Here is a 25250-nt window from a genome sequence, read left to right on the forward strand (position 1 = left end):
GGAAGGTTACGCCCAGGCGCGGCCCTTCAGCTTCTCCTCATAGGCGTCGATCTTGCTCGACTTCTCCATGGTGAGGCCGATGTCGTCGAGGCCGTTGAGCAGGCAGTGCTTGCGGAACGGGTCGATCTCGAAGCGGACCTCGCCGCCATCCGGCCCCTTGATGCTCTGGTTGACCAGATCGACGGTCAGCGTCGCGTTGGAGCCGCGGTCGGCGTCGTCGAACAGCTTGTCGAGATCTTCCTGGCTGACCACGATCGGCAGGATGCCGTTCTTGAAGCAGTTATTGTAGAAGATGTCGGCGAAGCTGGTGGAGATCACGCAGCGGATGCCGAAATCGAGCAGGGCCCAGGGCGCGTGCTCGCGCGACGAGCCGCAGCCGAAATTGTCGCCGGCGACCAGGATCTCCGACTTGCGATAGGCCGGCTGGTTCAGAACGAAATCAGGGTTCTCCGACCCGTCGTCCTTGTAGCGCATCTCCGAGAACAGCGCGGTGCCGAGGCCAGTGCGCTTGATCGTCTTCAGATACTGCTTGGGGATGATCATGTCGGTGTCGACATTGATCACCTTCAGCGGGGCGGGGGTCGAGGTCAGGGTGGTGAAGGGCTGCATCGCGGATACTCCGGCAGGTCTTGTCTGGTCAGGTTGGGGCGACGGCTCAGTCAGAGCTGCGCCGTCAGGAGCTTGAAGCTGGCGAAGGTGAAGAAGGCGGCGAGGCAGGCTTCCGCCCGGCGGCGGATCCTGCGATAGCCCGCCACCATCGAGGCGGTCGAGAACAGGTAGGCATAGGTCTGGTTGATCGCGAGCGAGATCGTCAGGCATCCCAGGATGATGGCGTAGAGCACCACGGCCGGGGTCTCGGGACGCAGGCCGAGCGCGATGATCGCCGTCCAGCTCAGGATCGCTTTCGGGTTGGTGAGGTGCATCAGGTAGCCACGCAGATAGAGGCGGCGGCCCGAGCCGCTGGCTTTCGGCGGTGGCATCTCCGCCTGCATGGCCGAGTGCGCGGAGCGCCAGGCCAGGAACAGGAGATAGAGCCCTCCGACGATCTTGATGGCGTAGAGCGCGCCGGGATGGGCGACGATCAGTGCGGTGACGCCGACCGCGGCGAGGATGCCCCAGGTCAGCGATCCCGTGGTGACGCCGAGCGCCAGCGTCATCCCGGCTTTCCGGCCATGCTCCATCGAGGTCGCCATCACCTGGAGATTGCTCGGTCCAGGGCTGGCGACGGCGATGAAGAAGGCCGAGAAGACCAGAGCGAGGTCAGGCAGGTGGCGGATCAGTTCGTCGAGCATGTCTCTTATCCTGCCGCCTTCTCGATCGCGTCCATGTCGTCGTCGTCGAAGCCGAAATGGTGGCCGATCTCGTGGACGAGCACATGGGTGACGATGGCGCCGAGCGTCTCGTCATGCTCGGCCCAGTAGTCGAGGATCGGCCGGCGATAGAGATGGATGGTGTTGGGCATCTGGCCGGTCTGCGGGGCGTAGCCCTGCTGCGGCAGGCCGATCCCTGAAAACAGGCCGAGCAGGTCGAAGGGACTCTCGGCCTCGAGTTCCTTCAGCACGTCGTCCTCGGGGAACTCGGTGATGGTGATGACGAGGTCGGCGCAGAGCTTGCGGAAATCCTCGGGCAGGCGGTCATAGGCCGCCTGCGCCAGGATCTCGAACTCGGCGGTCGAGGGCGCGCGCACTCCGTCCCAGTCGAGGCCCTGCGAGGCCTCGCCCGAAGCGGTGGACTTGATCGAGGGAACGCTGCCCATCACCAGATCTTGAGTTGATGCCCGAGCCACCAGGACAGGCCGATGAAGGCGATCAGCGAGAGTCCGCGGCCGATTCTGCGGCCCCAGAGCTCGATGTTGTCGCCTTCCGGCGCGTCCTTGCCGGAGAAGTGGTCGGCCGCGCGCCCCATGGAGGAGCCGAGGAAGCTCTCATCGTCGCGCCGGACGCGATCGAGCGCTTCCTTGGCCTCCTTGGCGCGGGCGGCTTCGCGGGGATCGGTGCTCATGACGTCCTCCCGCGAACCGATCCGCCTCAGCCCAGCGTCCGCACGTCGACGAAGCGGCCGATCAGCGATGCCGCCGCCGCCATCGCCGGCGAGACCAGGTGAGTGCGGCCCTTGAAGCCCTGGCGGCCCTCGAAATTACGGTTCGAGGTCGAGGCGGCACGCTGGCCCGGCTTGAGCTGGTCCGGGTTCATGCCGAGGCACATCGAGCAGCCCGGCTCGCGCCATTCGAAGCCGGCGGCGATGAAGATCTTGTCGAGCCCCTCGGCCTCGGCCTGCTGCTTCACCAGGCCGGAGCCCGGCACGATCATGGCGTAGTCCAGGCTCTCATGGATCTTCTTGCCCTCGACGATCTTGGCGACCGTGCGCAGGTCCTCGATGCGGCCATTGGTGCAAGAGCCGATCCAGATCACATCGAGTGGGATGTCGGTCATCTTGGTGCCGGCGGTCAGGCCCATATAGTCGAGCGCCCGCTTCTTCGAGGCGCGCTTGACCTCGTCCTCGATCTGGTCCGGATCGGGCACGGCTCCGGTCACCGAGATCACGTCCTCCGGGCTGGTGCCCCAGGAGACGATCGGCGGCAGATTGGCGGCGTCGAGCTTGACGATACGGTCGAAATGCGCGCCCTCGTCGGTGCGCAGCGTCTCCCAGTAGCGCACGGCCTCGTCCCAGGCGGCGCCCTGCGGCGCTTTCGGGCGGCCTTTCAGGTAGGCATAGGCCTTCTCGTCCGGCGCGACCATGCCGGCGCGGGCGCCGCCTTCGATCGACATGTTGCAGACGGTCATGCGGCCTTCCATGGAGAGGCCGCGAATGGCCTCGCCGGCATATTCGATCACCGAGCCGGTGCCGCCGGCGGTGCCGATTTCGCCGATGATGGCGAGCGTGATGTCCTTGGCGCCGACGCCCGGGGCGGGCTTGCCGTCGACCTGGACCAGCATGTTCTTGGCCTTCTTCTGGATCAGCGTCTGGGTGGCGAGCACATGCTCGACCTCCGAGGTGCCGATGCCATGGGCCAGAGCGCCGAAAGCGCCATGCGTCGAGGTATGGCTGTCGCCGCAGACGATGGTGGTACCGGGCAGGGTGAAGCCTTGCTCGGGGCCGACGATGTGGACGATGCCCTGACGGATATCGAGCTCGTTGAAATACTCGACGCCGAATTCCTTGGCGTTCTTGGCCAGCGCCTCGACCTGGATCCGGCTCTCTTCTTCGGCGATGCCCTTGCTGCGGTCGGTCGTCGGGATGTTGTGGTCGACGACGGCCAGCGTCTTGCCAGGGGCATGGACCTTGCGGCCGGTCATGCGCAGGCCCTCGAAGGCCTGCGGGCTGGTGACCTCGTGCACGAGATGGCGGTCGATATAGAGCAGGCAGGTGCCGTCATCCTGACGATCGACGACGTGCTCCTCGAAGATCTTGTCGTAGAGAGTGGTGGGGGCCTTGGTCGCAGTCATGGCTTCATCGCCTTCGGTATGGAAATCGGGTAGCGGCCCGCCTCGGGGCCAGCACGCATCGCAATGGCCTGTCGCCGGCTGGACGGCCGGTCTCAGGCGAGCGTAAGGCCGGCTGCGAGCGAGGCCGTGAAGCGGCCGAAGAAGCGCCAGGGCAGGCGGGCATGGTCATGCAGCGCGGCGAAGCCCTGGGTGGTCGGAAAACGGCGCAGGTTCAGCGTGCGGCGCACGACGCGCCGGACTTCGCCCCTGTTCTGCCGCTTCACCGTCATGACGTGCTTCTACCAGTTCCAAACTGCACCGGCAACGCGCTGCGCCTGTCGCGGCGGCAGCCGCGTAGCGCGTTCAGTGCAGGGCTGTTATCTAGCGGCTCCCGGTGCGCCGCGAAAGAGCAGGTTGCGCCGGCAAACGGAACGGTGATGCGATGGCGCGCTTCTTTCCCTTCATGCTGCTGGCGGTCATCGCCTATGGCGTCACCGTCGCGGCGTTGGGCGTGCCGCTCTCGCGCGAGCTTCTCAATATCGGCCTGCCGTCCGGCACCGCCTTCGTGCTGACGGTCAGCGAGCTCCTGCTCGCGATCTCGACGGTGGTGCTGTTCTTCGAGATCATGAACGCGACCAGCGCCAAGTCGAGCTCGATCCTCAACCACGGCCTGTCCATGGTTGTGTTCATCGCTTGCGGGCTGATCTTCCTGTTCATACCCGGCTTCGGCACCGGCACCTTCGTGATCATCACGCTGATGGCGCTGGTCGACGTGATCGCCGGCTATTCGATCAGCATCCTGACGGCACGCCGGGACATGACCTTCGGGAACAACGAGTAAGAACCGGCACTCCAACCCACAGCCCTCATCCTGAGGAGCGGGCGAAGTCCGCGTCTCGAAGGATGTTCGAGCTGTCTCCGGAGCCTCCTGGAGCATCCTTCGAGACGCAGCCTGACGGCTGCTCCTCAGGATGAGGGCTGAGGAGGATCAAAGCTCGCTGCGCAGCTGCCAGAGCTCCGGGAAGAACGAGCGCTCCAGCGCCGTCCGCAGAAACTTTACGCCACTTGAGCCGCCGGTGCCTTGCTTGAAGCCGATGATACGCTCGACTGTCTTCATGTGGCGGAAGCGCCATTGCTGGAACTGGTCTTCGACATCGACCAGCTCCTCGGCGAGCTCGTAGAGATCGAAATAGGTGTGCGTATCGCGATAGATCGAAAGCCACACCGCCTTCACGCCCTCATTCGCGACATGCGGCTGGCTCCAGTCGCGCTCGATGCACTCGGCCGGGACCGGCAGGCCGCGCCGGGCCAGCAGCCGCAGCGCCTCGTCATAGAGGCTCGGCGCCTCCAGCAATTCCTTCAGATGGTCGTGATGCTCGGGGTGATGCTTATGCATCGCCAGCATGCGCGGATCCTTGGCGCCGAGGCGGAATTCGAAGGCGCGGTACTGATGGGACTGGAACCCCGAGGACTGGCCGAGCGCATCGCGGAAGGCGAGGTAGTCGGCCGGTGTCATCGTCGAGAGTACGTCCCAGGCACTGATGAGCTGCGCCTGGATGCGCGAAACGCGAGCCAGCGATTTGAAGGCCGGCTGCAATTCGTCGGCCCGGATCGCGGCGATGGCGCCGTCGAGCTCATGGGCGGCCAGCTTCAGCCAGAGCTCCTGCACCTGGTGGATGGTGATGAACAAGAGCTCGTCGGGCGCATCGCTCAGTGGCTTCTGTGCCGCCAGCAGCAGATCGAGGCCGAGATAGGAGCCATAGTCCATCCGCTCCTTGAAATCGGTCTGCATGCCCGGCTCGATCCGGCTCTGGTGATCGCCCGTCCCGCTGGTCATGATGCCGCCCTCGTTCGCCTCGCGCCTTGACTGGGGAGAGGCGCAAGATATTTTAAGCTTAAAGTATTTTGTCGGATCGGCAAGGTGGCGGAGCCTGATGATGGACCAGATGACGAAGGTTCCTGCAACGCTCGGCCGCCCGCCCTTCGACCTGTCGGCTGAGTTCTCGCGCTTCCGTCAAAACTGGCCTTCGAGCCTGCATTTCGCCGCGCACAGCCATCATTTCTGGCCGGACGCGACCCGGGATGCGCATTTGCGCGCCTGGGACGATGCCGCCCGCCTCGTCGACGGCAAGTGGCAGGAGGTGCTGGGGCCGGTCTGGCAGAAGGTCGCGCAGGGCGTCGCGCGGCATCTCAACCTGCCAGGGATCGACGGGCTCGTTCCTGCCAACAACACCCATGAATTCGTCAACCGGCTGCTCTCCTGCCTGCCGCGCGAGCGCAAGCCGCGCATGTTGACCAGCGACGCCGAATTTCACTCCTTCCGGCGCCAGATCGAGCGGCTCGCCGAGGACGGTTTGATCGAGCTCACCGTCGTGCCGGCCGAGCCCTTTGCCGGCCTGACCGAGCGGCTGGTCGCAGCGGCGCAAACCGGCCCCGGCCCCGACATGGTCTTCGTCAGCCAGGTCCATTTCAACTCCGGCTACGCTCTGACCGATCTGGAGGGGCTGGTCCACGGCGTCAGCGCTCCCGGCCGGCTCGTCGTCATCGACGGCTATCACGGCTTCCTGGCGCGGCCGACCGATCTCTCTGGGATTGCCGACAAGGCCTTCTACATCGCCGGCGGCTACAAATATGCGATGTCGGGCGAGGGCGCCTGCTTCATGCATTGCCCGCCCGGCTTCGCCATGCGCCCGCGCGACACCGGCTGGTATGCTTCCTTCGGCGCGCTCGCGGGCGCGCAGGGCGAGATCGGCTATGCTGAGAATGGCTGGCGCTTCATGGGCGCGACCTTCGATCCGTCCGGCCTCTATCGCATGGGTGCGATGTTCGACTGGCTGGATGCCAAGGGTCTGGATGCCGCCGCGATCCACGCCCACGCCCATGCCTTGCAAGCGATCTTTGCCGAGGGCTTGGCGCGGCAGCCCTGCGGCGTGCTCGCACTGGAGAATCTGGTCGTGTCGCTGGATGAGCCGGCGCGCGGCAATTTCCTCACCTTCCGCCACGCCGATGCGGCGGAGTGGCACGAGAAGCTGAAGCAGGCCGGCATTACCGTCGACCTGCGCGGCGACCGCCTGCGTGTCGGCTTCGGGCTCTACCAGACGGAGGGCGACGTTAAGCTGCTGCTGGAGCGGATGCTGACGTTGCGGTAGGCTCCTCTCCCGATCAGCCTGCATCCAGCGCTGATCGATCGGACGGAGCTGATGCATGAAGACTCTGCCGGCCCTGGCAATAGCTGCTGCTCTCGCCTCCCTCGCTCCCGCCTTCGCCCAGGCTCCCAAGCCGGCCACGGCTTCAGCGGCCGTGCAGAAGGAGTTCGGCGACTTCATCGGAAGGTTCCGCGCGGCATTGAAAGCCAATGATGCGGCAGCCGTCGCCGGCATGACGAAGCTGCGCTATATGGGCGATGCTTCCATCGCCGACGCCGCGCAGTTCCGCGCCAAGGTCTGGCTGCGTGACTTCAGCACGAAGAACCGCACCTGCCTGCAACGCACCAAGCCGGTCTACGACCGCGATGGCGCCAACAACGAAATCTACGCCATCGCCTGCGGCGGCAGCATCTTCACCTTCACCAGGACATCGGCCGGCTTCCAGCTCACCGATGTCGATATCGCCGACTGATCAGGTCATACGGCGCGTCAGCGCTGCGCGGTGTCGACGCTGACCACGACCGACATGCCGGGCGACAGCCGCTCCGCCAGCACCTGGCCGGGATCGATCGCGATCCGCACCGGCACGCGCTGGGCGATCTTGACGAAGTTGCCGGTGGCGTTCTCCGGTCGGATCACGCTGAACTCCGAGCCGGCCGCCGGTGAGAAGCGCTCGATCGTGCCGGTCAGCCGGGCATGGCGCAGCGCGTCGACGGTGAAACCGACCTTCTGGCCGATGCGCATGCCGGGGAGCTGGGTCTCCTTGAAGTTTGCGATCACCCAGACCTGGCTCGGCACCAGCGCCATCAATTGCGTACCGGCCGAGACATACTGCCCAAGCCGGGCCGAAACCTCGCCGAGACGCCCGTCCTGCGGGGCGGTGATGCGGGTGTTCTGCAGGTCGATCTCGGCGAGATGCACGGCGGCCTCGCCGCCCTGCACAGCCGCTTCCAGCGATGCCTTGTTGACGATGGCGCTCTGCACGTCCTGACGTGCGACGTCGACGGCCGCGTGGCTCGCCGTCAGGGCGGCCTTGGCCTGGTCGAGTGCCTGCTGGCTCTGGTCCGTGTTGGTCTGGCTGACGATGCCGCGCTCGCGCAACGGCTCGATGCGGCCCCAATTGGCTTCCGCCGTGCGCAGCGCGGCCTCGGCGCTGGCGACATTGGCCTCGCTGGCGCGTTGGCGTGCCTCGGCGGCGTGGCGGGCCTGCTCGGAATTGGCGAGCGCGGCATGCTGCGCCGCGAGACTGGCGCGGGCCTGATCGAGTCGTTGCTGGAAGATGCGCTCGTCGATGCGAACGAGGAGCTGGCCCTGCTTGACAGTGGCGAAATCCTGCACGGCGACCTCGGCGATGTAGCCGGCGAGCTGCGGCGCGATCACGGTGACCTGGCCGCGCACATAGGCGTTCTCGGTGGTCTCGATCGCGCTGGCGAAGGGCGGCAGCCGCCATGCGTAAAGGATGACGCCGATGCCGGCGAGGCCGACGGCGAGCGCGACATAGGTAGAGACTGAGCGAAAGATGCGGGTCATGGCTGGGGCGCGGGGGCGGGAGTGGTGGCGGGAGCGACGAAGCGTTCCCGCAGATGCAGGATGGCGAGATGGGTGAGGAGGCCGATCAGCGCGCTGCCGGCGATCACAGCGATCAGCAGGAAGGCGTCGTTATAGGCGAGCACGGTCGCTTCCCGCGTCGCCTGCTGGGCGAGCAGGGTGACGCCTTCGGCCCGGGTCAGCCCGAGATCGGTCAGGACGTGGCCATAGGCGCCGCCGAGCTGCTGGATACGGTCGGCGACGAGCGGATTGGCCAGCGAGAAATGCTCGGCGAGCTGGCTGTAGTGGAAGCTGGTCCTGAGCGTGATGAAACTGCCGAACAGCGCCGAGCCGAGCAGGCCACCGATGCTCTGGGTGAACAGGAAGATCACGAAGAAGCTGAGGATATAGACCGGTCCCCGCGCCAGCGCCGGGGCAAGGCCCTGTCCCATCGCCGCAGGCAGGAACAGCGCCGAGCCATAGGCCACCAGTGCCTGGCTGAGATGAATGTCGTCCGGCCGGGTCAGGTTGGTGGCGCTGCTGTCGAGCAGCGCGCCGGCCATGATGCAGACCAGCGCCGCTGCGTAGAAGGCATTCTCCCGGCCGGGACGCAGGAGCGTGGCACAGGTGAAGCCACCTGCCAGGATCGCCACGAGGATCACGCCATAGAGCGGCATGGTCTGCTCGTTCTGGAAGCCGAGCACCTGAAAGAAATTGGAGGCGCCGACCGTCTGCTCCGCCAGCACGATGCGGAAGAGCAGCAGCACGGTGGCGTAATGCAGCGTCGCCGGGCTGGTCAGCCAGCGTATGTCGATCAGCGGGCTCTGGCGGTGCAATTCGATGATCGCCGCCAGCGTCAGGCAAAGGATCGCGCCTGCGAAGAGCCAGCCGAGCCAGGGCGCTTCCAGCCACCAGTAGATCCGCCCGAGCGAGAGCGCGACAGCGATGGCGCCGAAGCCGAGCGCGATCAGGAGATAGCTCACGCCGTCGAGCGGCCCGATCACCTTGACCCGTGGCGGCGTGGTCAGAGGCAGGGCGTAGACCAGGCCGAATGCGACCAGCGCCAGCCCCATCTCGAACAGGGCCAGGCCATGGAAGCCGCCGATCTCGAGCAGCGACGGCGAGAGCAGCCGCGTGATCGGGATGCCGAGCGTGGTGTTGGTCAGCGCCAGCGACAGGCCGACCGTCAGCTTCTGGCGCGGCTGCAGCGGCTCGATCATGTAGAGAAAGGCCAGCGAGGACAGCGGCGCGGCGGCGATGCCGCTCATGAAGCGCACGACCAGCGCCGATTGCAGGTCGTGCACGAAGAAATTGAGCAGGGCGGCGATGACGAAGCCGGCGATGCTGATCTCGGCGAAATTGCGCAGCCCGTACTGCATCCGGATCTTGATCAGGGCGATCGAGAGCGAGACGTTCGGCGCCATATAGGCCGCGATCAGCCAGTTGGTCTCGGCGACGGTGGCGCCGAGCTCGCCCTGGATCTGGTAGACATTGGTCGTGACGAGATTGGCGCCGACCTGCTGCGTCATCGCCAGCATGGTCGCGGCCAGCATGTAGGCCAGCGCCCGCGGCCGGCTCATGCTCGCCGCCGCTGCGGGTGGTGGCGATCCGGCTTGCGGAGCGGCAGAGGAGGGCGCGTTCATCCCGCCGCCCCGCGATTGGCGACGATGTTCCGGGACATCCGCGAGAGCACGCGCAGGGCGACTTCCAGCTCCTCCTTGTCGATCCCGTCGAGCACATCGGCACGCAAATCGGTCAGGAAGGCAAGGATGTCCTCGGCCTGGGCGCGCGCAACTGGCGTCAGGAACACCCGCCGGGCTCGCCGGTCGCCTTCGGCTGCGCGGCGCTCGATCATGCCGGTACGTTCAAGGCCGTCGAGCAGGCGCACCAATGTCGGCTGTTCGATGTCGAGCAGCCCGGCGAGATCGGACTGGATCGGTCCGTCGGCCTTGGCGAGCTGCATCAGAAGGCGAGCCCGCGACAACGTGAGCCCCATGTCGCGGGCGCGCTCGTCGACCAGAGCCCTGAGCTTGCGGTTGGCTGATGCCAATTCGGCAGTGAAGGCGGCCTGAAGCTCCGGAGCGTTCATCGCATCCATATGAATAGCTTGCTAATGATATGCTGACATAGCAATGCGAATTATGCATTGCAATCGTGTTCTTGGCGATTTGATATGCGTATGAGGAATGTCTGTTCGAGCGACCCGTCAGTGCGAGCGCGGCGAAGCGATTCAGACAAAACCGGGCGCCAAGTCGTCTTGGAGCGCATCGTCGCCTGCGCTCCTCCCAATGACGGAAGCACAGGCAACAAAAAACGCGGCCCGAAGGCCGCGTTCCTGACGTCCCGAAGCGTGAAAAGGACGCTTACTTGCCGCCCTTGGCCGGCTTGGCATCGACGCGCTCGGCGATACGGGCCGACTTGCCGCGGCGATCGCGCAGGTAATACAGCTTGGCGCGGCGAACCTTGCCCTTGCGGACGACCTTGATCGAGTCGAGGTTCGGCGAATACAGCGGGAAGACGCGCTCGACGCCCTCGCCATAGGAAATCTTGCGGACGGTGAAGCTCTGGTTCAGGCCGCCGCCATTGCGGGCGATGCAGACGCCCTCATAGGCCTGAACGCGGCTGCGCTCGCCTTCCTTGACCTTGACGTTGACCTGCACGGTGTCGCCCGGCTGGAAATGCGGGATTTCCTTGCCGTCGGCGAGCTTGGCGATCTGCTCCTGGTCGAGCTGCTCGATGATGTTCATGGCTATCTCCATGGCCGTGTTCGCGCGGATGCGCGGGCTTTCGGCTCGCTGTTTTAAGTTGAGGGCGTGGCCATACAGCAGGGCGGCGGGTTTGTCGAGACGCTGCGACGGTCGAGCCGGGCCAGTCCTACTCATCTTGCGCAATGTCGTCGGCAAGGCCACGAGAATCAGCATGCCGGCCGAGATCCTGTCCTATGCCTCGCTGTTCACCCTGGCGGTCGGATTGATCGCTGGCACTGTCGGCGGCGTGGTCGGAACCGGCTCCTCGATCATGCTGTTGCCGGTGCTGGTCTGGTCGTTCGGGCCGAAGCAGGCGGTGCCGATCATGGCCGTGGCCGCGGTGATGGCGAATCTGGCGCGGCTCGCGGCCTGGTGGCGCGAGGTCGACTGGCGCGCCTTCCTCGCCTATGCGCTGCCCGGCATACCCGCGGCGATGCTCGGCGCGCGCACGCTGCTGCAATTGCCGGCGGCGGCCATCGATATCGGCCTCGGCCTGTTCTTCCTGCTGATGATCCCTGGCCGGCGCTGGCTGGCTGCGCGCCAGATCAGGCTCGGCCTCTGGCAGCTGGCGCTGGCCGGTGCGGCGATCGGCTTCCTGACCGGCCTCGTGCTCTCGACCGGGCCGCTCAGCATTCCGGCCTTCGCCGCTTACGGCCTGAGCAAGGGCGCGCTGCTCTCGACGGAGGCTGCGACCTCGCTGTTCATCTACCTCACCAAGGTCGGGACCTTCCGCAGCCTGGGTGCGATGCCGCTTATGATCTTCGCAAAGGGGCTCATCGTCGGCTCCTCGCTGATGCTCGGCGCCTTCATCGGCAAGGCGCTCGTCCGGCGCATGGACGAGCGTACGTTCCAGCTCCTGCTCGACGGGATGATGCTGCTATCCGGCCTGTTCCTGCTGCTGGCGGCGTTTCGCTGACTGCTTCCGGCCGGCCGTTCCGGGCTGTATGCAGAACGAAAGCCCCAAGATTGCGGAGCCGCGCCATGTCCGAGAATTCGATCAAGACTGCCCTCGTCACCGGGGCCGCGCGCGGGATCGGGCTCGCGACGGCGAAGCGCTTCCTCGCCGACAACTGGCGCGTTGCCTTGCTCGACATCGACGAGCCGGAACTCGCCAAGGCGATGGCCGATCTCGACGCGCCGACGGCGACGATGTCGATCGGTTGCGATGTTGCTATTCCCGGGCAGGTCGCCGAAGCGGTCGATGCGGTGGTCGAGCGCTTCGGACGGCTCGATGCCCTCGTCAACAATGCCGGCACCGCCGTTTTCAAGCCATTACTGGAGACGACCTACGCCGAGTGGCAGCGTGTCCTCGCAGTCAATCTCGACGGCCCCTTCCTGACGACGCAGGCGGCCGCGTCGGTGATGGCGGACAATGGCGGCGGCGCCATCGTCAACATCACCTCGATCTCGGGTTTGCGCGCCTCGACGCTGCGCGTCGCCTACGGAACCAGCAAGGCGGCACTCGCCCATCTCACCAAGCAGCAGGCGGCTGAGCTCGCCGGCCTCGGCATCCGCGTCAATGCCGTCGCGCCCGGCCCGGTCGAGACCGCCATGGCCAAGGCCGTGCACTCGCCTGAGATTCGCGCCGACTATCACGACGCCATCCCGCTCGCCCGATACGGTGCGGAAGAAGAACTCGCCGAAGCGATCTTCTTCCTGTGCAGCGAGCGGGCGAGCTACATCACAGGACAGGTACTCGCGGTCGACGGCGGCTTCGATGCGGTCGGCATCGGTCTGCCGACGCTGCGTGGGCAAAGGCGCAATCGCTAGCCCAGCAACCCGGCCAGCGCCTCCTTCAGCGTGACCTTGCTGCGGCGCGTCTCGCCGACATCCTCGAAACCGGCGCGCCCGGCGTTCATGGCGTCGTAGAGCGCGGCGAGCTCGCGCGCATGGCTTTCGCTCAAGCCCGCGGCGACGAGCCCCGGCTCCCATTCTTCGCGCGGCGTCGGCACAGCCACGACCGGTTTGCCGAACAGTTTGGTCAGCGCCTGTGCGGCCTCTTCGGGCGAATACTCCGCCGGCCCCTTCAGGTTGACGATCCACTCGCCGGCATGCGGACGGGCGAGCTCGGCCGCCGCCTGCCGGCCGACATCAATGGCAGAGACGGTCTCGCCGGCGGCGTCGAGCGGCAGGCGCATGCTGGGCAGGATGCCGTGCTCGGCCGCGACAGCAAGAACGCTGGCCCAGTTCTCCATGAACTCGGTGGCGCGGATGAAGGTCAGTGACGGAGCCGCCCCACGCAGCGCCTGCTCGAAATCGTGCAGCGCCCTGACGATGCCGGTGCCCTCCGTGCGATGTGCACCGCTCGACGACAGCGCCACCACATGCGGCACCCCGGCGCGGCGGATCGCCTCGGCGATCGCGGCACCGTTCCTTGCTGCCGCAGCGAAAACGTCCTCGGCAGCGTGCGGCACCGGGTTCAGGACGTAGACCGCGCTAGTGCCGGCAAAGGCGGCCGTCAGCGCCTCGACATCGTCGAAATCGGCCTTCGCCAGAACGGCCCCTTTGTCGGCCAGCGCCGTGGCGCGGCTCGGCTCTCGGACGATCGCCTTGACCGTCTGTCCTGCTGCAAGAGCAGCCGCCAAAGCCGCGCCGCCCGTCTGTCCCGTCGCTCCCAAGATCGCAAACATCGTGTTCTCCGTCGGTTGATGGAGACGAGGTAACAGGGCAGTATCGAAGACGTAAGTACGCACAATTTTTATACTTGATTGGAGCCGCCGATGCGCCCCTCGCTCAAGGACATCCCCTATGTCTGGTGCCCGGTAGAAGCGACGATCGACGTGATCGGCGGCAAGTGGAAGGCGCTGATCCTGTTCCAGCTGACGCAGGGGCCGCGCCGCTTCAACGCGCTGCGCCGGCTGCTGCCGCATGTGACGCAGCGCATGATGACCCTGCAGCTGCGGGCGCTGGAGGAGGACGGCATCATCTCGCGCAGCGTGCAGGAGACGGTGCCCCCCAAGGTCGAATATGCGCTGACCGAGCGGGGCTGGGCGCTGGCGCCGATCTTCGAGGCGATGACGCTGTGGGGACAGGCGCATGGAGCGCGCCGCTCGGCGCCGGCCTGAGCCGGCGGCAACATTCCGCTTGCGCCGCCCCCGGAACGGCGCGAACCTGCCCTCCGACATCCCTCTTCGACGGCCGCCCGACCCTGTCGGGCCTGTGCGACCGCCGCATTTCCGGCGTGGGCGCTCCATTCCCGTTCCCGCCGGTCAACCGCCGCCCCGGACGGGAAGCCGTCTAGGCCATCGTCCGTGCGCGGCCAGAACCGAAGGAGGACGACATGGCTGCGAGCGCCAGCACTGGAGGAAACCCGTCCGGCGTCAGAGGCAGGGGGCCGCGATGCATCGCGATCGTCGGTCCCTTCCAGAGCGGCAAGACCAGCCTGTTCGAGAGCATACTGGAGCGTTGCGGCGCCGTTTCGCGCGCCGGCTCGGTCAAGAGCAGGAACAGCGTCGGCGATGCCTCACCCGAGGCACGCGCTCACCAGATGAGCACCGAGCCCAATGTCGCCAGCGTCGACTTCATGGGCGAGCGCTACACCTTCATCGACTGCCCCGGCTCCGTCGAATTCCTCCAGGAGATGCGCCACGTCCTGCCGGCGGTCGACGCCGCGGTGGTCGTCTGCGAGGCCGATGACCGCAAGGCGCCGGCGCTCGAGTTGGTGCTGCGCGAGCTCGAGGAGGCCGACATTCCGCGCTTCCTCTTCCTCAACAAGATCGATTCCGCCTCGCGGCGCGTGCGCGAGACGCTCGGATTGCTGCAGCGCGCCTCGCGTACGCCGCTGCTGCTGAGACAGATCCCGATCTGGCAAGGCGGTATCGCCGTCGGCTTCATCGATCTCGCGCTGGAGCGGGCCTTCATCTACCGCGAGCATGCGCCGAGCGAGATCGTGCCGCTGGCGCCCGAGGAAGTCGAACGCGAGCGCGATGCCCGTTTCTCCATGCTGGAGAAGCTCGCCGATTATGACGACACCCTGATGGAGGATCTGCTCGGCGATATCGAGCCGCCGCGCGACCTGATCTTCGACGATCTCGCCCGCGAACTGAAAGAGCGTCATGTCGTCCCGGTGCTGATCGGCGCGGCCGAGCGCGGCAACGGTGTCACTCGCCTCCTCAAGGCGCTGCGGCACGAGGCGCCGTCCCTGGACGTGACGCGTGGACGGATCGGCGTGGTCGACAGCGGCACGCCGCTCGCGCTGGTCATGAAGACCTGGCAGTCCGGCCAGGGTGGCAAGCTCTCGCTGGCACGTGTGCTGCGCGGCCGGATGGCCGAAGGCGACGTGATCACCTCGTCCGGCGGCGTCGAGGCCCGCATCGCCAGCGTGCTCGAACTCAAGGGCGCCGAGCAGCAGCGCCGCCCGGCAGCGGAGGAGGGCGAGACCGTTGCTTTCGCCCGGCTGGAAGGTGTGCGCACCGGCGACGCAATCGCGGTCGGCAAGGTCCGGCCCGATGTCGTCAGCGCTGTCGCGCCGCCCGAGCCGGTCCATGCACTCTCGGTCGGCGTCAAGGATCGCAAGGACGATGTCAGGCTCACGACCGGCCTCGCCAAGCTGGTCGAGGAGGATCCGGCGCTCGCCCTCGAGCATCGTGCGGAGTTCGGCGAGATGCGCCTGTCCGGCCAGGGCGAGATGCACTTGCGCGTCGCGCTCGAACGGCTCGCGGGGCGCTATGGCGTCAATGTCGACAGCGGCGCGACGCAAATCGGCTATCGCGAGACCCTGCGCGGCAAGGCCAGCGCTCGAGGCCGGCATCGCAAGCAGAGCGGCGGCCATGGCCAGTTCGGCGATGTCGTGCTGGAGATCGCGCCGCTGCCGCGTGGCGAAGGCATCCGCTTCGTCGACCGGATCACCGGCGGCGTCGTGCCGAAGCAGTACATCTCCTCGGTCGAGGCGGGCGTGCGCGACTACTGCCAGCGTGGCCCGCTCGGCTTCCCGCTCGTCGATATCGAGGTGACGCTGACCGACGGCTCCTACCATACGGTCGATTCTTCCGACATGGCCTTCCGCCAGGCGGCGCGGATCGCGATGGGCGAGGCCTGCCCGCAGGCCAGGCCCGTGCTGCTGGAGCCGATCCTGGCGGTCGAGATCGTGATTCCCTCGGATGCGATGTCGCGGGCCTCGGCGATCGTCTCGGCCAGGCGCGGCCAGATCCTTGGCTATGATGCGCGGCCGGGCTGGCGCGGCTGGGACCAGATCAACGCGCTGATGCCTGAGGCCGAGATGGGCGGCTTGATCGTCGAGTTGCGCTCGGCGACAGCGGGTGTCGGCACCTTCAGCGCCCGCTTCGACCATCTCGCCGAGCTCGCCGGCAAGCCGGCCGACGTGGTGGTCGCGGCGCAGGCGATGGCGCAGGCACGCTAGAGCCCGCCTGAGCCAGACAGCGCCGCAAATCGGCGGAATGGAAATATTTAGACTAAAGTCTACGAACTAAAAGATGATGACGCTTCGCCGGCCAGGCCGTTCAAGCCTGACCGGGCTGCGCCCTGGCCTCGCGGTGGTGCTTGGCTTCCAGGCTCGTCGAATGCCGCCTTTATCGAGTTGCAGTGAGAAGGTTTATATGTAAACTTTCGAGCGGCGGGTGCTTGCGCCCGCCGCTAGGCTTGCGCAGTGTAGTGCCGAACAGTCAGAAGGTGCGGGTCGTGACCGGCGGACAGCCGGGCGTCCGCCGCGCGGCATCCAGGCCCGGCAACAGGGCGGACCGCAAAGGGGAGGATGGGGATGACGGTTCTTTCCGCGGCTCAGGCGACATCGGATGCGCGCCCCTGGCTGGCGCATTATCCGCCGGCCGTGCCGCCGGTGATCGACGAAGCCGGTGTCGGCACGCTTGCCGACCTGATCCGCAATGCCTGCGAGACCTATGCCGATCGCCAGGCCTTCGAGAGCTTCGGCAAGTCGATCACTTTCGCCGAGGTCGGGCGCGCCGCGCGCGCCTTCGCCGCCTGGCTGCAGGCGCAGGGCTTCAAGAAGGGCGACCGCATCGCGCTGATGATGCCGAACATCCTCGCCTATCCGGCTACGATCTTCGGCGCGCTGATCGGCGGCTTCACCGTCGTCAACGTCAACCCGCTCTACACCGCCCGCGAGCTGGCGCATCAGGTCAACGACGCCGAAGCGCGCGCGCTGGTGGTGATCGAGAACTTCGCCCATGTCGTCGAGGAAGCGCGGCCCAACCTCAAGCTCGACGCGATCCTCATCGCCACTGCCGGCGACCTGATGGGGTTCAAGGGGACGATCGTCAATTTCGTCGCTCGCAAGATCAAGAAGGTGGTGAAGCCCTACAATCTGCCGGGCTCGGTGCCGCTCAAGACGGTCTTCGCCCAGACGGGGACGATGAGCCCGGTCACGATCGCGCCCGGGGACGTCGCCTTTCTGCAATATACCGGCGGCACCACCGGCGTCTCCAAGGGCGCGACGCTGACGCACCACAACGTCGCCTCCAATGTCGCGCAATGCGCGCTCTGGCTCGGCTGGCAGCTCGAGGCGCCGCATGGCCGCAGCGACTATCAGCATGTCATGGTGACGGCGCTGCCGCTCTACCACATCTTCGCCCTGACCTGCTGCTGCATGTTCATGCTGCGCATCGGCGCCAAGAGCCTCCTGATCGCCAATCCGCGCGACATCGCCGGCTTCATCAAGATCCTGAAGGCGAGCCGGTTCACGCTCTTCTCGGGCGTCAATACGCTTTACAACGCGCTCGCCAGCCATCCCGAGATCAAGGACGTGAACTTCTCGGAGCTCAGCTTCGCCATTGCCGGTGGCATGGCGACCCAGGCCGCCGTGGCCAAGCGCTGGAAGGAGGTCACCGGCCGGCCGATCATCGAGGGATACGGCCTCTCGGAGACATCGCCGGTCGCCTCGGTCAACCGCACCGACATCACCGAGTTCAGCGGCACGATCGGCTACCCGCTGCCCTCGACCGACTTCGCCATCCGCGACGCCGAGGGCAACGACGTGGCGACCGGAGAAGCCGGGGAGATCTGCATCCGCGGGCCGCAGGTGATGGCCGGCTACTGGAACCGGCCGGACGAGACCGCCAAGGTGATGACGGCGGACGGCTATTTCCGCTCCGGCGACGTCGGCATCTTCCTGCCGGACGGGCAGATCAAGGTCGTCGACCGAATGAAGGACATGGTTCTGGTCTCCGGGTTCAACGTCTACCCGAATGAGGTCGAGGACGTGCTCGCCAAGCATCCCGGCGTGCTCGAATCGGCCGTGATCGGCCTGCCGGACGAGCATTCCGGCGAGGCGGTGACCGCCTTCGTGGTCAAGCGTGATGCGGCCGTCACCGCCGAGGATCTGCGTGCCTTCTGCAAGGAGAACCTGACCGGCTACAAGGTCCCCAAGCAGATCATCTTCCGCGAGGCGCTGCCCAAGACCAATGTCGGCAAGGTGCTGCGCCGGGCGCTGCGTGAGGAGATCGCTGCGCAGAAGGGGTGAACCCCCACCTTCACCGTGAGGAGACCGCGTTAGGGGCCGCCTCAAAGGTTGAAGTCCCGGGCGTTAGCGGGCCTATTCCGGCGCATGGATGGTCGCGCGCAGGGCCTTGAACTGCGGCAAAGCAGCGGCGAGGCTGGCCGGGTCGGTGGCGCAGATCAGGGCGGTGCGGCCCTTGGCCGTCTCCAGGGTCGAGGTGAACATGCGCACATTCTGCGCGTTCGGCCCGGCCTTGGGCGTCACGACCAGCTCGATGCCGGTGAAGCCCTGGTGTTCGAACAGCTTGAGGTCGGACACGGTGCCGATCGTCTCGAACATCTCGCGATAGAGCTGCTGCCATTCCGGCCTGGTCATCTGCTCGTTGACGATGTCGCGCGTCAGCTGGGCGTTCTGCGTGGAGGGCTTGAAGCCGAGCGTGCAGAGATGGCCGGTGGTGTTCACCGCCTTGGGCGTGCCGGTCTTCGAGGAGATGTCGATCGTCACGTCGAATTGCGGATGCGGCTTGCCGGCTTCCGCCTTGAAGCCGGCCGGCGGCGAAACCGAGAGGCCGCTCACGGAATCGCCATAGGATTGCGCGGCGGCGCTGGCGGCGGACAGGATGGCTGCGAGGGCGGCGGACAGGCGAAGCGATCTGGTCATGGTCACGGGCTAGTTCCCGATTGCGACGGCAGCGAGACGGATGAAGCGCTGCGGCTATGGCCGGGGAGGGGGGCCGGGTCAAGCAGCGAGCAATGATTTGCCGCTCCGGGCATGGCTGGTCACCGCCAGGATCTGACCGGGCGCGACGCTGTGGCCGAAGCGCACCAGCGTGAAATCCTCGGCCCGGCCGGTATCGCCGCGCTCGGTCAGGACGGAGAGCGGCCGGCCGATACGGGCGGAAAGATGCCGCCCATAGGCCGCCTCCGCGGCTTCCCGCAGGCGGGCCGCGCGTTCCTTGATTTCGCCGCCGGCAACCTGCGGCATGCGTGCCGCCGGCGTGCCGGGCCGCGGCGAAAACGGGAAGCCGTGGACATAGGACAGGCCGCACTCCTCGATCAGTGCGAGCGTGCGCGCGAACATCGCCTCGTCCTCGGTCGGGAACCCTGCGATCAGATCGGCGCCGAAGGCGATGTCGGGGCGTAGAACGCGCAACTCCTTGCAGAAGCTGATCGCGCCGGCGCGGCTGTGGCGGCGTTTCATCCGCTTCAGCACGAGGTCGTCGCCCGATTGCAGCGACAGATGCAGATGCGGCATCAACCGCGGCTCGTCGGCAATGAGATCGCGCAGATCGTCATCGACCTCGACAGCGTCGAGCGAGGACAGGCGCAGGCGCTTCAGCTCGGGCAGCGCCGCGAGGATCGCGCCGACGAGAGCGCCGAGCGTCGGTCCGTTCGAGCGCTCCCGGCCATAGCTCGTCAGGTCGACCCCGGTCAGCACGATCTCGCTCGCCCCTTCCGCGACGAGACGGCGGGCCTGCACGATGACCTCGGCGACATCAGCCGAGCGGGCATTGCCACGCCCGAGCGGGATGACGCAGAAGGTGCAGCGATGGTCGCAGCCGTTCTGCACCTGCAGGAAGCCGCGCGTATGCTGGCCGAGCGCCTGCGTGCGCTGCGGAGAGGCATCGCGTGCCTGCATGATGTCGCCGACCACGATCTTGCTCGTCACATCGGCCGACGGGCCAGCCCGCAGGCTGTTCGAGCTCGCGAGGGTCCGCCAGCGCGCCGGGTCGAGCTTCTCGGCATTGCCGAGCACCCGCGTCACCTCCGGCATGGCGGCAAAGCGTGCGGGCTCGATCTGCGCGGCGCAGCCGGTGACGACGATCGGCCGCTCGGGCCTCTCGCGGGCGAGCCGGCGGATCGCCTGGCCGGCCTGGCGCACGGCTTCCGCAGTCACTGCGCATGTATTGATCACCGCGATCTCGGAGAGGCCGGCAGCCAGCGCCTGCCGCTCGATCGTCTCGCTCTCGACGAGGTTCAGCCGGCAGCCGAAGGTGACGAGCTCGACGCCCATCAGGCGACGGCGGCGAAGAGGCCGGGCTCCAGCACGCCGTCCCAGTCGAGCGCGGCCGGCCCGGTCATCAGCACATGGCCGTCGCTCTCGCGCCATTCGATGACGAGGTCGCCGCCGGGCAGGCTGACGGTCGCCTTGCGCTCGGAAAGCTCGCGGCGCACAGCCGCGACCAGCGCCGCACAGGCGCCCGAGCCGCAGGCCCGGGTGATGCCGGCGCCGCGCTCCCAGACCCGCAGCACGATATGGTCCGGCGCCTTGACCGCGGCGAGGCCGATATTGGCGCGGTCCGGAAAGATCGGGTGGTTCTCCAGCAGCGGGCCGATCTGCTCGAGATTGAAGCGATAGGGATCGTCGACGAAGAACACGGTGTGCGGATTGCCCATGCTGACGGCGCAGGGCGTGTGCAGGATCGGATCGTCGATCGGCCCGATCTGCAGTTCGAAGCGGCTGGTGTCCTCGAAGGGCTCGGCCAGCGGGATCTCGTTCCAGGCCAGGCGCGGCGCGCCCATGTCGACGGTGAAGACGGCCTCCGACAGACGCGCCACCGGCAGCAGCCCGGCCTTGGTCTGCAGCAGGAGCCCGTCGCGGCCGGCTTGCCCCATCTCCGGGTCGGCGGTCATCGCCCAGGCGACGCAGCGCGTGCCGTTGCCGCAGGCGCCGGCCTCGGAGCCGTCGGTGTTGTAGATGCGGACATAGGCGTCGATGCCCGCCGCCTTTGCGTCGTGCAGGACCATCAACTGGTCGAAGCGGGTGCGCTCCTGGCTGGCGATGGCGCGGGCCTCGGTCTCGGAGACGATATGCGTCGTTCCGCGCAGATCCAGCACAGTGATCTCGTTGCCGAGCCCGTTCATCTTGAGGAACCGGCGATTGGCGAGGGCGTTCATATCGTCACAAGTCCATGATGCTGGCGGTATATGAGCGCGATGCCGAAAAATTGCCACCCTTCGCGATCTTCCTGCCGTTACGGGATCAGCGTAGTTTGCGGCACGGCGCGAATCGGTCGTGTCAGCTCGGGATATTCGGGTATGCGGCAGTCGAGATTCAGCGCGCTCCTTCTTGCGCTCGCCTTTGCCTGTCCGGCTGCCGCGCAGACGCGCGTGGCGCCGCCGACTGCCGTGGAGAGCACGCCGCTCACCGCGCCGCCGGGGACTGCGACGCCGGCGCAGAATGCCCAGCAGGCGCCGACCCAGAGCCAGGGCGGTCAGCCGGCTCAGACCGAACCGCAGCCGGTGCAGCCGCCGCCGGCGCTTCAATCACCCGTGACACCGCAGCCGGTCCAGCCCGCTCCTGCGGCGCCGGCCGAGCCGCAACCCGTCCAGCCGCCCCCGACTCTGCCCAGCCCGCAGCCCGCGCCCCCTGTGCAGCAACAGCAGACCGGCACGCCCGACTCGAATGCGACGCTCGCCGGCAAGAAGGGCGACCCCTCCGATGTCGACGAGGTGCAGCTGACGGCCAAGCCGGTATTGCTCTTCGCCGGGCAGGCGAGCTGGGATCAGGGTTTCCAGAAACTGGGGGAGACGATCGCTCTCCTGCGGGCCGAGGCCGACAAGGCCGGGCTCAAGGTCGCGGGCCGGCCGCTCAGCCTGTTCGTCGAGACCGACGACAACGGCTTCAAGTTCGAGGCGATGCTGCCGGTCGACAAGCCGGCTGCCACGGCGCTGGCGAATGGCGTGCGCAACGGCCAGTCACCGGTCGGTCGCGCGCTGCGCTTCGTCCACACCGCTCCCTATGACGATATCGATTCGACCTATGAGACGATCACGGCCTATCTCGAGGCCAAGAACATCGTCGTGAAGGACGCTTTCCTCGAAGAGTATGTCAGCGATCTCAAGGACGCCGGGGACCCGAACCTCGAGATCAACGTTTACGTCCAGCCGAAATAGGGCATACGTCTGGAGCAACGACGTGGGCATCCCGGACAAGCGGCGGTAGCCGCGCCGATCCGGAATCCATGCCTGAGCCTATCCGAAAAGGGTTCCGGGTCTCCCTCCGGTCGCCCGCGACGACCGAGTCGACTTAGGTGTTCACGCCTCCCACACCAGCCCAGGCCGCATCGGCCGGAAGCGCTCCTCGGGCAATCCAGCCTGCTGCAGCGCGACCGTAAGCGCCTCGGGTGGGCGGGTGACGCCTTCGTCCGTGAGCTGGAAAGTGCCCCAATGGTGACCGAGAGCCTGCTCGGCGCGCAGAGAGCGCATCACCTTGACCGCTTCCTCAGGGTTCATGTGGTTGTCGCTCATGAACCAGCGCGGCTCATAGGCGCCGATCGGCAGCGCCGCCAGGCGGAACGGGCCGTGCTCCCGGCCGAGCCGCTCATAGAGCGAGCCGTCATGATAGCCGGTGTCGCCGATATGGAAGAGCTTGCCGCCCGGGGTCTCGATCACGAAGGAGCACCACAGCGCCATGCGCCGGTCGAAGGCGCCGCGCGCCGACCAGTGATAGCTCGGCACCAGCGTGGTCGCGACCTTGTCGGACAATTCGAGCCGCGTATCCCAGTCATGCGCCTCGGCGCGAACGCTCGCCTCGCGCGCCTTGACGATCACATCGTTGCCGAGCGGCATGATCATGCGCGGGTTGTCGCGGGCATGGACCTGCGCCAGCGTCTCGACGTCGAGATGGTCGTAATGGTTGTGCGTCACCAGCACGACGTCGATCTTCGGCAGGTCGGCGAAGGCGACACCAGGGGCGTTCACGCGCTTGGGCCCGAAGAAGGAGAACGGGCTGGCGCGTTCGGAAAAGACCGGGTCGATCAGGATGTTGAGGCCGGCGACCTGGTAGAGGAACGAGGCGTGGCCGAGATGGACGACGCGCAAGCCTTCGACGCGAGCCGGCGGTTTGTCCTGCGGCGGGGCCTCGTATTGCGCCGGAAAGGCCTCGCGCTCGCGTTTCGAGAACTGCCAGCGCAGCACATCGGCCAAGCCCTTGGTGACCGGCCGGCCGTCGGTGAAGACCAGACCGTCGAAATGGTCGTTGACCGGGCCCTGGTAATAGGGATTGCGCGAGCGCGCATAGGAGGCCCAGGCGAAACCGGAGGAGCCAAGAAGGGCGGGGATGCCGAGAAGGCGCAGGAGCTTGCGGCGTGTCATGGCATAGTCAGGTCGTGCGCGTATCGCGCAGCGTCAAGACCGCGCCGTCGGTTTCAAGACAACTTGATCGCCGTCGCGTGCAGCCAGCGCGTCGGCTCCTGGTCGTAGCCGCCACCCAGATCCTCCTCGATATCGATGCGGCTCCAGCTGCCGTGGCCGTAGGCCGTGCGCAGCCAGTCGGCATCCGGATAGTTGTAGTAGCGGCCGAAGCGGTCGCGGCCTTCCGCCTCGCCGGCCTTGTAGCTGGCGTAGAAGACGCCGCCCGGCCGCAAGGCCCGGTGCACTCTCGCGACGATGCCGGGCAGGGCCGGCCGCGGGACATGCAGCAGACAGGCATTGGCCCAGACCCCGTCGAAGGCAGCTTCTGCCACGAGGTTTTCGAACAGCAGCACGGAGACCGGCCGGCCGAGGCGCTTTTGCGCCTGTGCGGCGAGTTCGGGCGAGCCGTCGGTCGGGCTGACGTCGAGGCCGAGCCCGAGCAGGGCTTCGCTGTCCTGGCCACCGCCACAGCCGAGTTCGAGCACCTGGCCGCCCGTTGGTATGATTTCGGTGAAGCGTCGCAACCGCGCTTCGCCGAGTTCGCGGGCGCGCCCGGCATAGACCTGTGCCTCGGCCGCGTAGAAGCCGAGCGTATCCGCGTCGCGTCCGCTCATGCGTGAGCCCTCAGTTGATGCCCGAGCGCACCGCGACGGTGGCGATGCCGGCGCCGATCAGCAGCGTGCCGCCGGCCTTGTTGAACAGACCTATCGCACGGGGATTGCCGACAAGCGTGCGGGCGCGCGAGGCGATCAGCGCGTAGCCGAAGGCGTTGGCGAAGGCGAGGGTGATGAAGGTCGCCTCGAAGATCAGCATCTGCGTCCAGAAATCGGCCTTCGGATCGAGGAACTGCGGCAGGAAGGCGACGAAGAAGGTGATGCTCTTCGGGTTCAGCGCCGTCACCAGCCAGGCATGGCCGAGCATTTTCAGCGCCGAGCTTGCGTCCCGGCGCGGTTCGGCATCGAGACTGCCGCCGGCCCGGAAGAGCTTGACGCCGAGATAGATCAGATAGGCCGCGCCCGCCCATTTCAACGCGGTGAAGATCGTCGCCGAGGTCGCCAGCAGCGCACCGACGCCGAGCATGGACAAGGTCATCGCGGTGAAGTCGCCGAGCGCGACGCCGACCGCCATCGGCAGCGCCGTGCGCCAGCCCTGGCCGAGTGCGTAGGAGATCACCAGGAGAATGGTCGGCCCGGGAATGACGAGGAGGACGGCTGTGGCGGCGGCGAAGGCGGCCCAGGCTTCGAAGGTCATGGTGTAGAGGCTCCGCTAAAGACCAGAGCCATCACCAGGACGGGATGTTTGTAAAGTGCTATTTTGCGCGCAGATAGCCGCTCATTGCCGTGATTACGTCGACAAGTTGCCCGTCGTCGACGCGGCCGATCGCCTGCGCATGGCGAGCCTCGATCGTGGCGATCTTGCAGGGGCGGATCGTCGATGGCGCCGGCAGGCCCGCTTCGCGGTATCGCGCTCCCAGTGGCACGTCACCGGGCCAGGGGCGGTTCTCGGCGCTCGTGATCATCGCGACCCAGAGTAGTGCCTCGCCGTCTCCAATGCCGCCGGCCGACACGACCAGTGCCGGCCGATGCTGGCGCGTCGCGCGATCGGTATAGGGAAAGGGGACGCGGACGACGTCGCCCTGCTCAAAGACCGGCATAAGCCTTCCGATCCGCCTCGCTGTCCCATTCGCCGAACGTCGCGAATGGGTCTTCGGCAGCCGGCGAGGTCGCCTTGCTGATCACGACATGATCGTCGGCGATCACATAGGCGATCTCGTCGCCATCCCTGAGCTTGAGGGCGGCGCGGACTGGTTGCGGGATCGTCGTCTGCGCCTTGCTCGTCAGCTTGCTCGTGATCATCGC

General features: G+C 66.8%; 29 protein-coding genes. 9 read left to right on the plus strand and 20 right to left on the minus strand.

Annotated elements, in window-relative coordinates; all coding sequences use genetic code 11:
• Window positions 1–6 precede the first annotated feature (6 nt).
• The 6 genes from leuD to V7S63_RS15270 all read right to left on the minus strand — a co-directional run bounded on the left by leuD (window position 7) and on the right by V7S63_RS15270 (window position 3715).
• Window positions 7–609, minus strand: coding sequence for a 3-isopropylmalate dehydratase small subunit (leuD, locus tag V7S63_RS15245; protein ID WP_100965388.1), 603 nt, complete (start codon window positions 607–609; stop codon window positions 7–9).
• 50 nt (window positions 610–659) lie between these two features.
• On the minus strand, window positions 660–1292 hold the full coding sequence (locus tag V7S63_RS15250) for a LysE family translocator (protein ID WP_336530828.1): 633 nt from the start codon (window positions 1290–1292) through the stop codon (window positions 660–662).
• Window positions 1293–1297: 5 nt separating this feature from the next.
• Window positions 1298–1756, minus strand: a complete 459-nt coding sequence (locus tag V7S63_RS15255) for a metallopeptidase family protein (protein ID WP_091831549.1) — start codon at window positions 1754–1756, stop codon at window positions 1298–1300.
• Window positions 1756–2001 carry a hypothetical protein gene (locus tag V7S63_RS15260; protein ID WP_091831547.1) on the minus strand — a complete coding sequence of 82 codons (246 nt, stop codon included), beginning with the start codon at window positions 1999–2001 and terminating at the stop codon, window positions 1756–1758. Before V7S63_RS15260 ends, V7S63_RS15255 begins: the two co-directional genes overlap by 1 nt.
• A gap of 26 nt (window positions 2002–2027) precedes the next feature.
• Entirely contained in the window at window positions 2028–3446 is a 1419-nt protein-coding gene (gene leuC / locus V7S63_RS15265; protein WP_336530829.1) for a 3-isopropylmalate dehydratase large subunit, read from the minus strand.
• Between the two features lie 92 nt (window positions 3447–3538).
• Window positions 3539–3715 carry a hypothetical protein gene (locus V7S63_RS15270; RefSeq protein ID WP_158673640.1) on the minus strand — a complete coding sequence of 59 codons (177 nt, stop codon included), beginning with the start codon at window positions 3713–3715 and terminating at the stop codon, window positions 3539–3541.
• Window positions 3716–3867: 152 nt separating this feature from the next.
• Here V7S63_RS15270 and V7S63_RS15275 point away from each other — a divergent pair, with 152 nt between their 5' ends.
• A complete protein-coding gene (locus V7S63_RS15275; protein ID WP_091831542.1) occupies window positions 3868–4266 on the plus strand; it encodes a hypothetical protein in 399 nt (132 codons plus the stop codon).
• 147 nt (window positions 4267–4413) lie between these two features.
• On the opposite strand, the gene kynA is transcribed toward V7S63_RS15275, so the two are convergent.
• A complete protein-coding gene (gene kynA, locus V7S63_RS15280) occupies window positions 4414–5262 on the minus strand; it encodes a tryptophan 2,3-dioxygenase (RefSeq protein ID WP_336530830.1) in 849 nt (282 codons plus the stop codon).
• A gap of 100 nt (window positions 5263–5362) precedes the next feature.
• On the opposite strand from kynA, the gene V7S63_RS15285 reads away from it, so the two are divergent.
• Both V7S63_RS15285 and V7S63_RS15290 read left to right on the plus strand, forming a co-directional pair.
• Window positions 5363–6574: an aminotransferase class V-fold PLP-dependent enzyme gene (locus tag V7S63_RS15285; RefSeq protein ID WP_336530831.1), complete on the plus strand. Its 1212-nt coding sequence runs from the start codon at window positions 5363–5365 to the stop codon at window positions 6572–6574.
• Between the two features lie 55 nt (window positions 6575–6629).
• Window positions 6630–7043, plus strand: a complete 414-nt coding sequence (locus tag V7S63_RS15290; protein ID WP_336530832.1) for a hypothetical protein — start codon at window positions 6630–6632, stop codon at window positions 7041–7043.
• A 17-nt stretch (window positions 7044–7060) separates the two neighbouring features.
• On the opposite strand, the gene V7S63_RS15295 is transcribed toward V7S63_RS15290, so the two are convergent.
• From V7S63_RS15295 to rplS, 4 genes are all read right to left on the minus strand, one after another.
• Window positions 7061–8101, minus strand: coding sequence for an HlyD family secretion protein (locus V7S63_RS15295; RefSeq protein WP_336530833.1), 1041 nt, complete (start codon window positions 8099–8101; stop codon window positions 7061–7063).
• Window positions 8098–9678, minus strand: coding sequence for an efflux MFS transporter permease (locus tag V7S63_RS15300; protein WP_336530834.1), 1581 nt, complete (start codon window positions 9676–9678; stop codon window positions 8098–8100). The genes V7S63_RS15295 and V7S63_RS15300 overlap by 4 nt, the downstream gene beginning before the upstream one ends.
• A gap of 59 nt (window positions 9679–9737) precedes the next feature.
• Window positions 9738–10196, minus strand: a complete 459-nt coding sequence (locus tag V7S63_RS15305) for a MarR family winged helix-turn-helix transcriptional regulator (RefSeq protein ID WP_336530835.1) — start codon at window positions 10194–10196, stop codon at window positions 9738–9740.
• A 265-nt stretch (window positions 10197–10461) separates the two neighbouring features.
• The gene (rplS, locus tag V7S63_RS15310; protein ID WP_091831534.1) at window positions 10462–10845 is read right to left on the minus strand and encodes a 50S ribosomal protein L19; all 384 of its coding nucleotides are present in this window, start codon (window positions 10843–10845) and stop codon (window positions 10462–10464) included.
• Window positions 10846–11017: 172 nt separating this feature from the next.
• Here rplS and V7S63_RS15315 point away from each other — a divergent pair, with 172 nt between their 5' ends.
• Window positions 11018–11761, plus strand: coding sequence for a sulfite exporter TauE/SafE family protein (locus tag V7S63_RS15315; protein WP_336530836.1), 744 nt, complete (start codon window positions 11018–11020; stop codon window positions 11759–11761).
• Between the two features lie 65 nt (window positions 11762–11826).
• Complete coding sequence (locus V7S63_RS15320; protein ID WP_091831530.1) at window positions 11827–12615, plus strand: SDR family NAD(P)-dependent oxidoreductase; 789 nt, start codon at window positions 11827–11829, stop codon at window positions 12613–12615.
• On the opposite strand, the gene V7S63_RS15325 is transcribed toward V7S63_RS15320, so the two are convergent.
• Window positions 12612–13475, minus strand: coding sequence for an NmrA family NAD(P)-binding protein (locus V7S63_RS15325; protein WP_336530837.1), 864 nt, complete (start codon window positions 13473–13475; stop codon window positions 12612–12614). The genes V7S63_RS15320 and V7S63_RS15325 overlap by 4 nt on opposite strands.
• A gap of 90 nt (window positions 13476–13565) precedes the next feature.
• Here V7S63_RS15325 and V7S63_RS15330 point away from each other — a divergent pair, with 90 nt between their 5' ends.
• The 3 genes from V7S63_RS15330 (at window position 13566) to V7S63_RS15340 (ending at window position 18280) form a co-directional block, all read left to right on the plus strand.
• On the plus strand, window positions 13566–13910 hold the full coding sequence (locus V7S63_RS15330) for a winged helix-turn-helix transcriptional regulator (RefSeq protein ID WP_091831526.1): 345 nt from the start codon (window positions 13566–13568) through the stop codon (window positions 13908–13910).
• A gap of 215 nt (window positions 13911–14125) precedes the next feature.
• Complete coding sequence (locus V7S63_RS15335; protein WP_336530838.1) at window positions 14126–16204, plus strand: elongation factor G; 2079 nt, start codon at window positions 14126–14128, stop codon at window positions 16202–16204.
• Window positions 16205–16561: 357 nt separating this feature from the next.
• Window positions 16562–18280 (plus strand): AMP-binding protein, encoded by a 1719-nt coding sequence (locus V7S63_RS15340; RefSeq protein ID WP_336530839.1) that lies wholly within the window; start codon window positions 16562–16564, stop codon window positions 18278–18280.
• Window positions 18281–18352: 72 nt separating this feature from the next.
• Here V7S63_RS15340 and V7S63_RS15345 read toward each other — a convergent pair whose 3' ends face one another.
• From V7S63_RS15345 to dapF, 3 genes are all read right to left on the minus strand, one after another.
• The gene (locus V7S63_RS15345; RefSeq protein ID WP_336530840.1) at window positions 18353–18916 is read right to left on the minus strand and encodes a hypothetical protein; all 564 of its coding nucleotides are present in this window, start codon (window positions 18914–18916) and stop codon (window positions 18353–18355) included.
• A 78-nt stretch (window positions 18917–18994) separates the two neighbouring features.
• Window positions 18995–20269: a tRNA (N(6)-L-threonylcarbamoyladenosine(37)-C(2))-methylthiotransferase MtaB gene (gene mtaB, locus V7S63_RS15350; RefSeq protein WP_336530841.1), complete on the minus strand. Its 1275-nt coding sequence runs from the start codon at window positions 20267–20269 to the stop codon at window positions 18995–18997.
• Window positions 20269–21153, minus strand: a complete 885-nt coding sequence (dapF, locus tag V7S63_RS15355) for a diaminopimelate epimerase (protein WP_336530842.1) — start codon at window positions 21151–21153, stop codon at window positions 20269–20271. Before dapF ends, mtaB begins: the two co-directional genes overlap by 1 nt.
• A 141-nt stretch (window positions 21154–21294) precedes the next feature.
• Here dapF and V7S63_RS15360 point away from each other — a divergent pair, with 141 nt between their 5' ends.
• Complete coding sequence (locus V7S63_RS15360) at window positions 21295–22152, plus strand: GyrI-like domain-containing protein (RefSeq protein WP_336530843.1); 858 nt, start codon at window positions 21295–21297, stop codon at window positions 22150–22152.
• 141 nt (window positions 22153–22293) lie between these two features.
• Here V7S63_RS15360 and V7S63_RS15365 read toward each other — a convergent pair whose 3' ends face one another.
• From V7S63_RS15365 to V7S63_RS15385, 5 genes are read right to left on the minus strand one after another with little or no spacing between them, the layout of a single operon-like run.
• Complete coding sequence (locus V7S63_RS15365) at window positions 22294–23352, minus strand: MBL fold metallo-hydrolase (RefSeq protein WP_336530844.1); 1059 nt, start codon at window positions 23350–23352, stop codon at window positions 22294–22296.
• Window positions 23353–23405: 53 nt separating this feature from the next.
• Complete coding sequence (locus V7S63_RS15370) at window positions 23406–24005, minus strand: class I SAM-dependent methyltransferase (protein WP_336530845.1); 600 nt, start codon at window positions 24003–24005, stop codon at window positions 23406–23408.
• Window positions 24006–24015: 10 nt separating this feature from the next.
• Window positions 24016–24642 (minus strand): LysE family translocator, encoded by a 627-nt coding sequence (locus V7S63_RS15375; protein ID WP_336530846.1) that lies wholly within the window; start codon window positions 24640–24642, stop codon window positions 24016–24018.
• 58 nt (window positions 24643–24700) lie between these two features.
• Window positions 24701–25045 (minus strand): type II toxin-antitoxin system PemK/MazF family toxin, encoded by a 345-nt coding sequence (locus V7S63_RS15380; protein ID WP_091831505.1) that lies wholly within the window; start codon window positions 25043–25045, stop codon window positions 24701–24703.
• Window positions 25032–25247 (minus strand): AbrB/MazE/SpoVT family DNA-binding domain-containing protein, encoded by a 216-nt coding sequence (locus V7S63_RS15385; RefSeq protein ID WP_091831502.1) that lies wholly within the window; start codon window positions 25245–25247, stop codon window positions 25032–25034. The genes V7S63_RS15380 and V7S63_RS15385 overlap by 14 nt, the downstream gene beginning before the upstream one ends.
• Window positions 25248–25250: the final 3 nt, after the last annotated feature.

Origin of the sequence: Allobosea sp. CCNWLY174, from assembly GCF_037120455.1 — a bacterium.
Lineage (GTDB): Bacteria > Pseudomonadota > Alphaproteobacteria > Rhizobiales > Beijerinckiaceae > Allobosea > Allobosea lupini.

What these genes read in the sequence shown, in the direction of transcription:
- leuD (WP_100965388.1), bottom strand. Translation starts at nt 609, where the DNA reads ATGCAGCCCTTCACCACCCTGACCTCGACCCCCGCCCCGCTGAAGGTG.
- V7S63_RS15250 (WP_336530828.1), bottom strand. Translation starts at nt 1,292, where the DNA reads ATGCTCGACGAACTGATCCGCCACCTGCCTGACCTCGCTCTGGTCTTC.
- V7S63_RS15255 (WP_091831549.1), bottom strand. Translation starts at nt 1,756, where the DNA reads ATGGGCAGCGTTCCCTCGATCAAGTCCACCGCTTCGGGCGAGGCCTCG.
- V7S63_RS15260 (WP_091831547.1), bottom strand. Translation starts at nt 2,001, where the DNA reads ATGAGCACCGATCCCCGCGAAGCCGCCCGCGCCAAGGAGGCCAAGGAA.
- leuC (WP_336530829.1), bottom strand. Translation starts at nt 3,446, where the DNA reads ATGACTGCGACCAAGGCCCCCACCACTCTCTACGACAAGATCTTCGAG.
- V7S63_RS15270 (WP_158673640.1), bottom strand. Translation starts at nt 3,715, where the DNA reads ATGACGGTGAAGCGGCAGAACAGGGGCGAAGTCCGGCGCGTCGTGCGC.
- V7S63_RS15275 (WP_091831542.1), top strand. Translation starts at nt 3,868, where the DNA reads ATGGCGCGCTTCTTTCCCTTCATGCTGCTGGCGGTCATCGCCTATGGC.
- kynA (WP_336530830.1), bottom strand. Translation starts at nt 5,262, where the DNA reads ATGACCAGCGGGACGGGCGATCACCAGAGCCGGATCGAGCCGGGCATG.
- V7S63_RS15285 (WP_336530831.1), top strand. Translation starts at nt 5,363, where the DNA reads ATGGACCAGATGACGAAGGTTCCTGCAACGCTCGGCCGCCCGCCCTTC.
- V7S63_RS15290 (WP_336530832.1), top strand. Translation starts at nt 6,630, where the DNA reads ATGAAGACTCTGCCGGCCCTGGCAATAGCTGCTGCTCTCGCCTCCCTC.
- V7S63_RS15295 (WP_336530833.1), bottom strand. Translation starts at nt 8,101, where the DNA reads ATGACCCGCATCTTTCGCTCAGTCTCTACCTATGTCGCGCTCGCCGTC.
- V7S63_RS15300 (WP_336530834.1), bottom strand. Translation starts at nt 9,678, where the DNA reads ATGAGCCGGCCGCGGGCGCTGGCCTACATGCTGGCCGCGACCATGCTG.
- V7S63_RS15305 (WP_336530835.1), bottom strand. Translation starts at nt 10,196, where the DNA reads ATGGATGCGATGAACGCTCCGGAGCTTCAGGCCGCCTTCACTGCCGAA.
- rplS (WP_091831534.1), bottom strand. Translation starts at nt 10,845, where the DNA reads ATGAACATCATCGAGCAGCTCGACCAGGAGCAGATCGCCAAGCTCGCC.
- V7S63_RS15315 (WP_336530836.1), top strand. Translation starts at nt 11,018, where the DNA reads ATGCCGGCCGAGATCCTGTCCTATGCCTCGCTGTTCACCCTGGCGGTC.
- V7S63_RS15320 (WP_091831530.1), top strand. Translation starts at nt 11,827, where the DNA reads ATGTCCGAGAATTCGATCAAGACTGCCCTCGTCACCGGGGCCGCGCGC.
- V7S63_RS15325 (WP_336530837.1), bottom strand. Translation starts at nt 13,475, where the DNA reads ATGTTTGCGATCTTGGGAGCGACGGGACAGACGGGCGGCGCGGCTTTG.
- V7S63_RS15330 (WP_091831526.1), top strand. Translation starts at nt 13,566, where the DNA reads ATGCGCCCCTCGCTCAAGGACATCCCCTATGTCTGGTGCCCGGTAGAA.
- V7S63_RS15335 (WP_336530838.1), top strand. Translation starts at nt 14,126, where the DNA reads ATGGCTGCGAGCGCCAGCACTGGAGGAAACCCGTCCGGCGTCAGAGGC.
- V7S63_RS15340 (WP_336530839.1), top strand. Translation starts at nt 16,562, where the DNA reads ATGACGGTTCTTTCCGCGGCTCAGGCGACATCGGATGCGCGCCCCTGG.
- V7S63_RS15345 (WP_336530840.1), bottom strand. Translation starts at nt 18,916, where the DNA reads ATGACCAGATCGCTTCGCCTGTCCGCCGCCCTCGCAGCCATCCTGTCC.
- mtaB (WP_336530841.1), bottom strand. Translation starts at nt 20,269, where the DNA reads ATGGGCGTCGAGCTCGTCACCTTCGGCTGCCGGCTGAACCTCGTCGAG.
- dapF (WP_336530842.1), bottom strand. Translation starts at nt 21,153, where the DNA reads ATGAACGCCCTCGCCAATCGCCGGTTCCTCAAGATGAACGGGCTCGGC.
- V7S63_RS15360 (WP_336530843.1), top strand. Translation starts at nt 21,295, where the DNA reads ATGCGGCAGTCGAGATTCAGCGCGCTCCTTCTTGCGCTCGCCTTTGCC.
- V7S63_RS15365 (WP_336530844.1), bottom strand. Translation starts at nt 23,352, where the DNA reads ATGACACGCCGCAAGCTCCTGCGCCTTCTCGGCATCCCCGCCCTTCTT.
- V7S63_RS15370 (WP_336530845.1), bottom strand. Translation starts at nt 24,005, where the DNA reads ATGAGCGGACGCGACGCGGATACGCTCGGCTTCTACGCGGCCGAGGCA.
- V7S63_RS15375 (WP_336530846.1), bottom strand. Translation starts at nt 24,642, where the DNA reads ATGACCTTCGAAGCCTGGGCCGCCTTCGCCGCCGCCACAGCCGTCCTC.
- V7S63_RS15380 (WP_091831505.1), bottom strand. Translation starts at nt 25,045, where the DNA reads ATGCCGGTCTTTGAGCAGGGCGACGTCGTCCGCGTCCCCTTTCCCTAT.
- V7S63_RS15385 (WP_091831502.1), bottom strand. Translation starts at nt 25,247, where the DNA reads ATGATCACGAGCAAGCTGACGAGCAAGGCGCAGACGACGATCCCGCAA.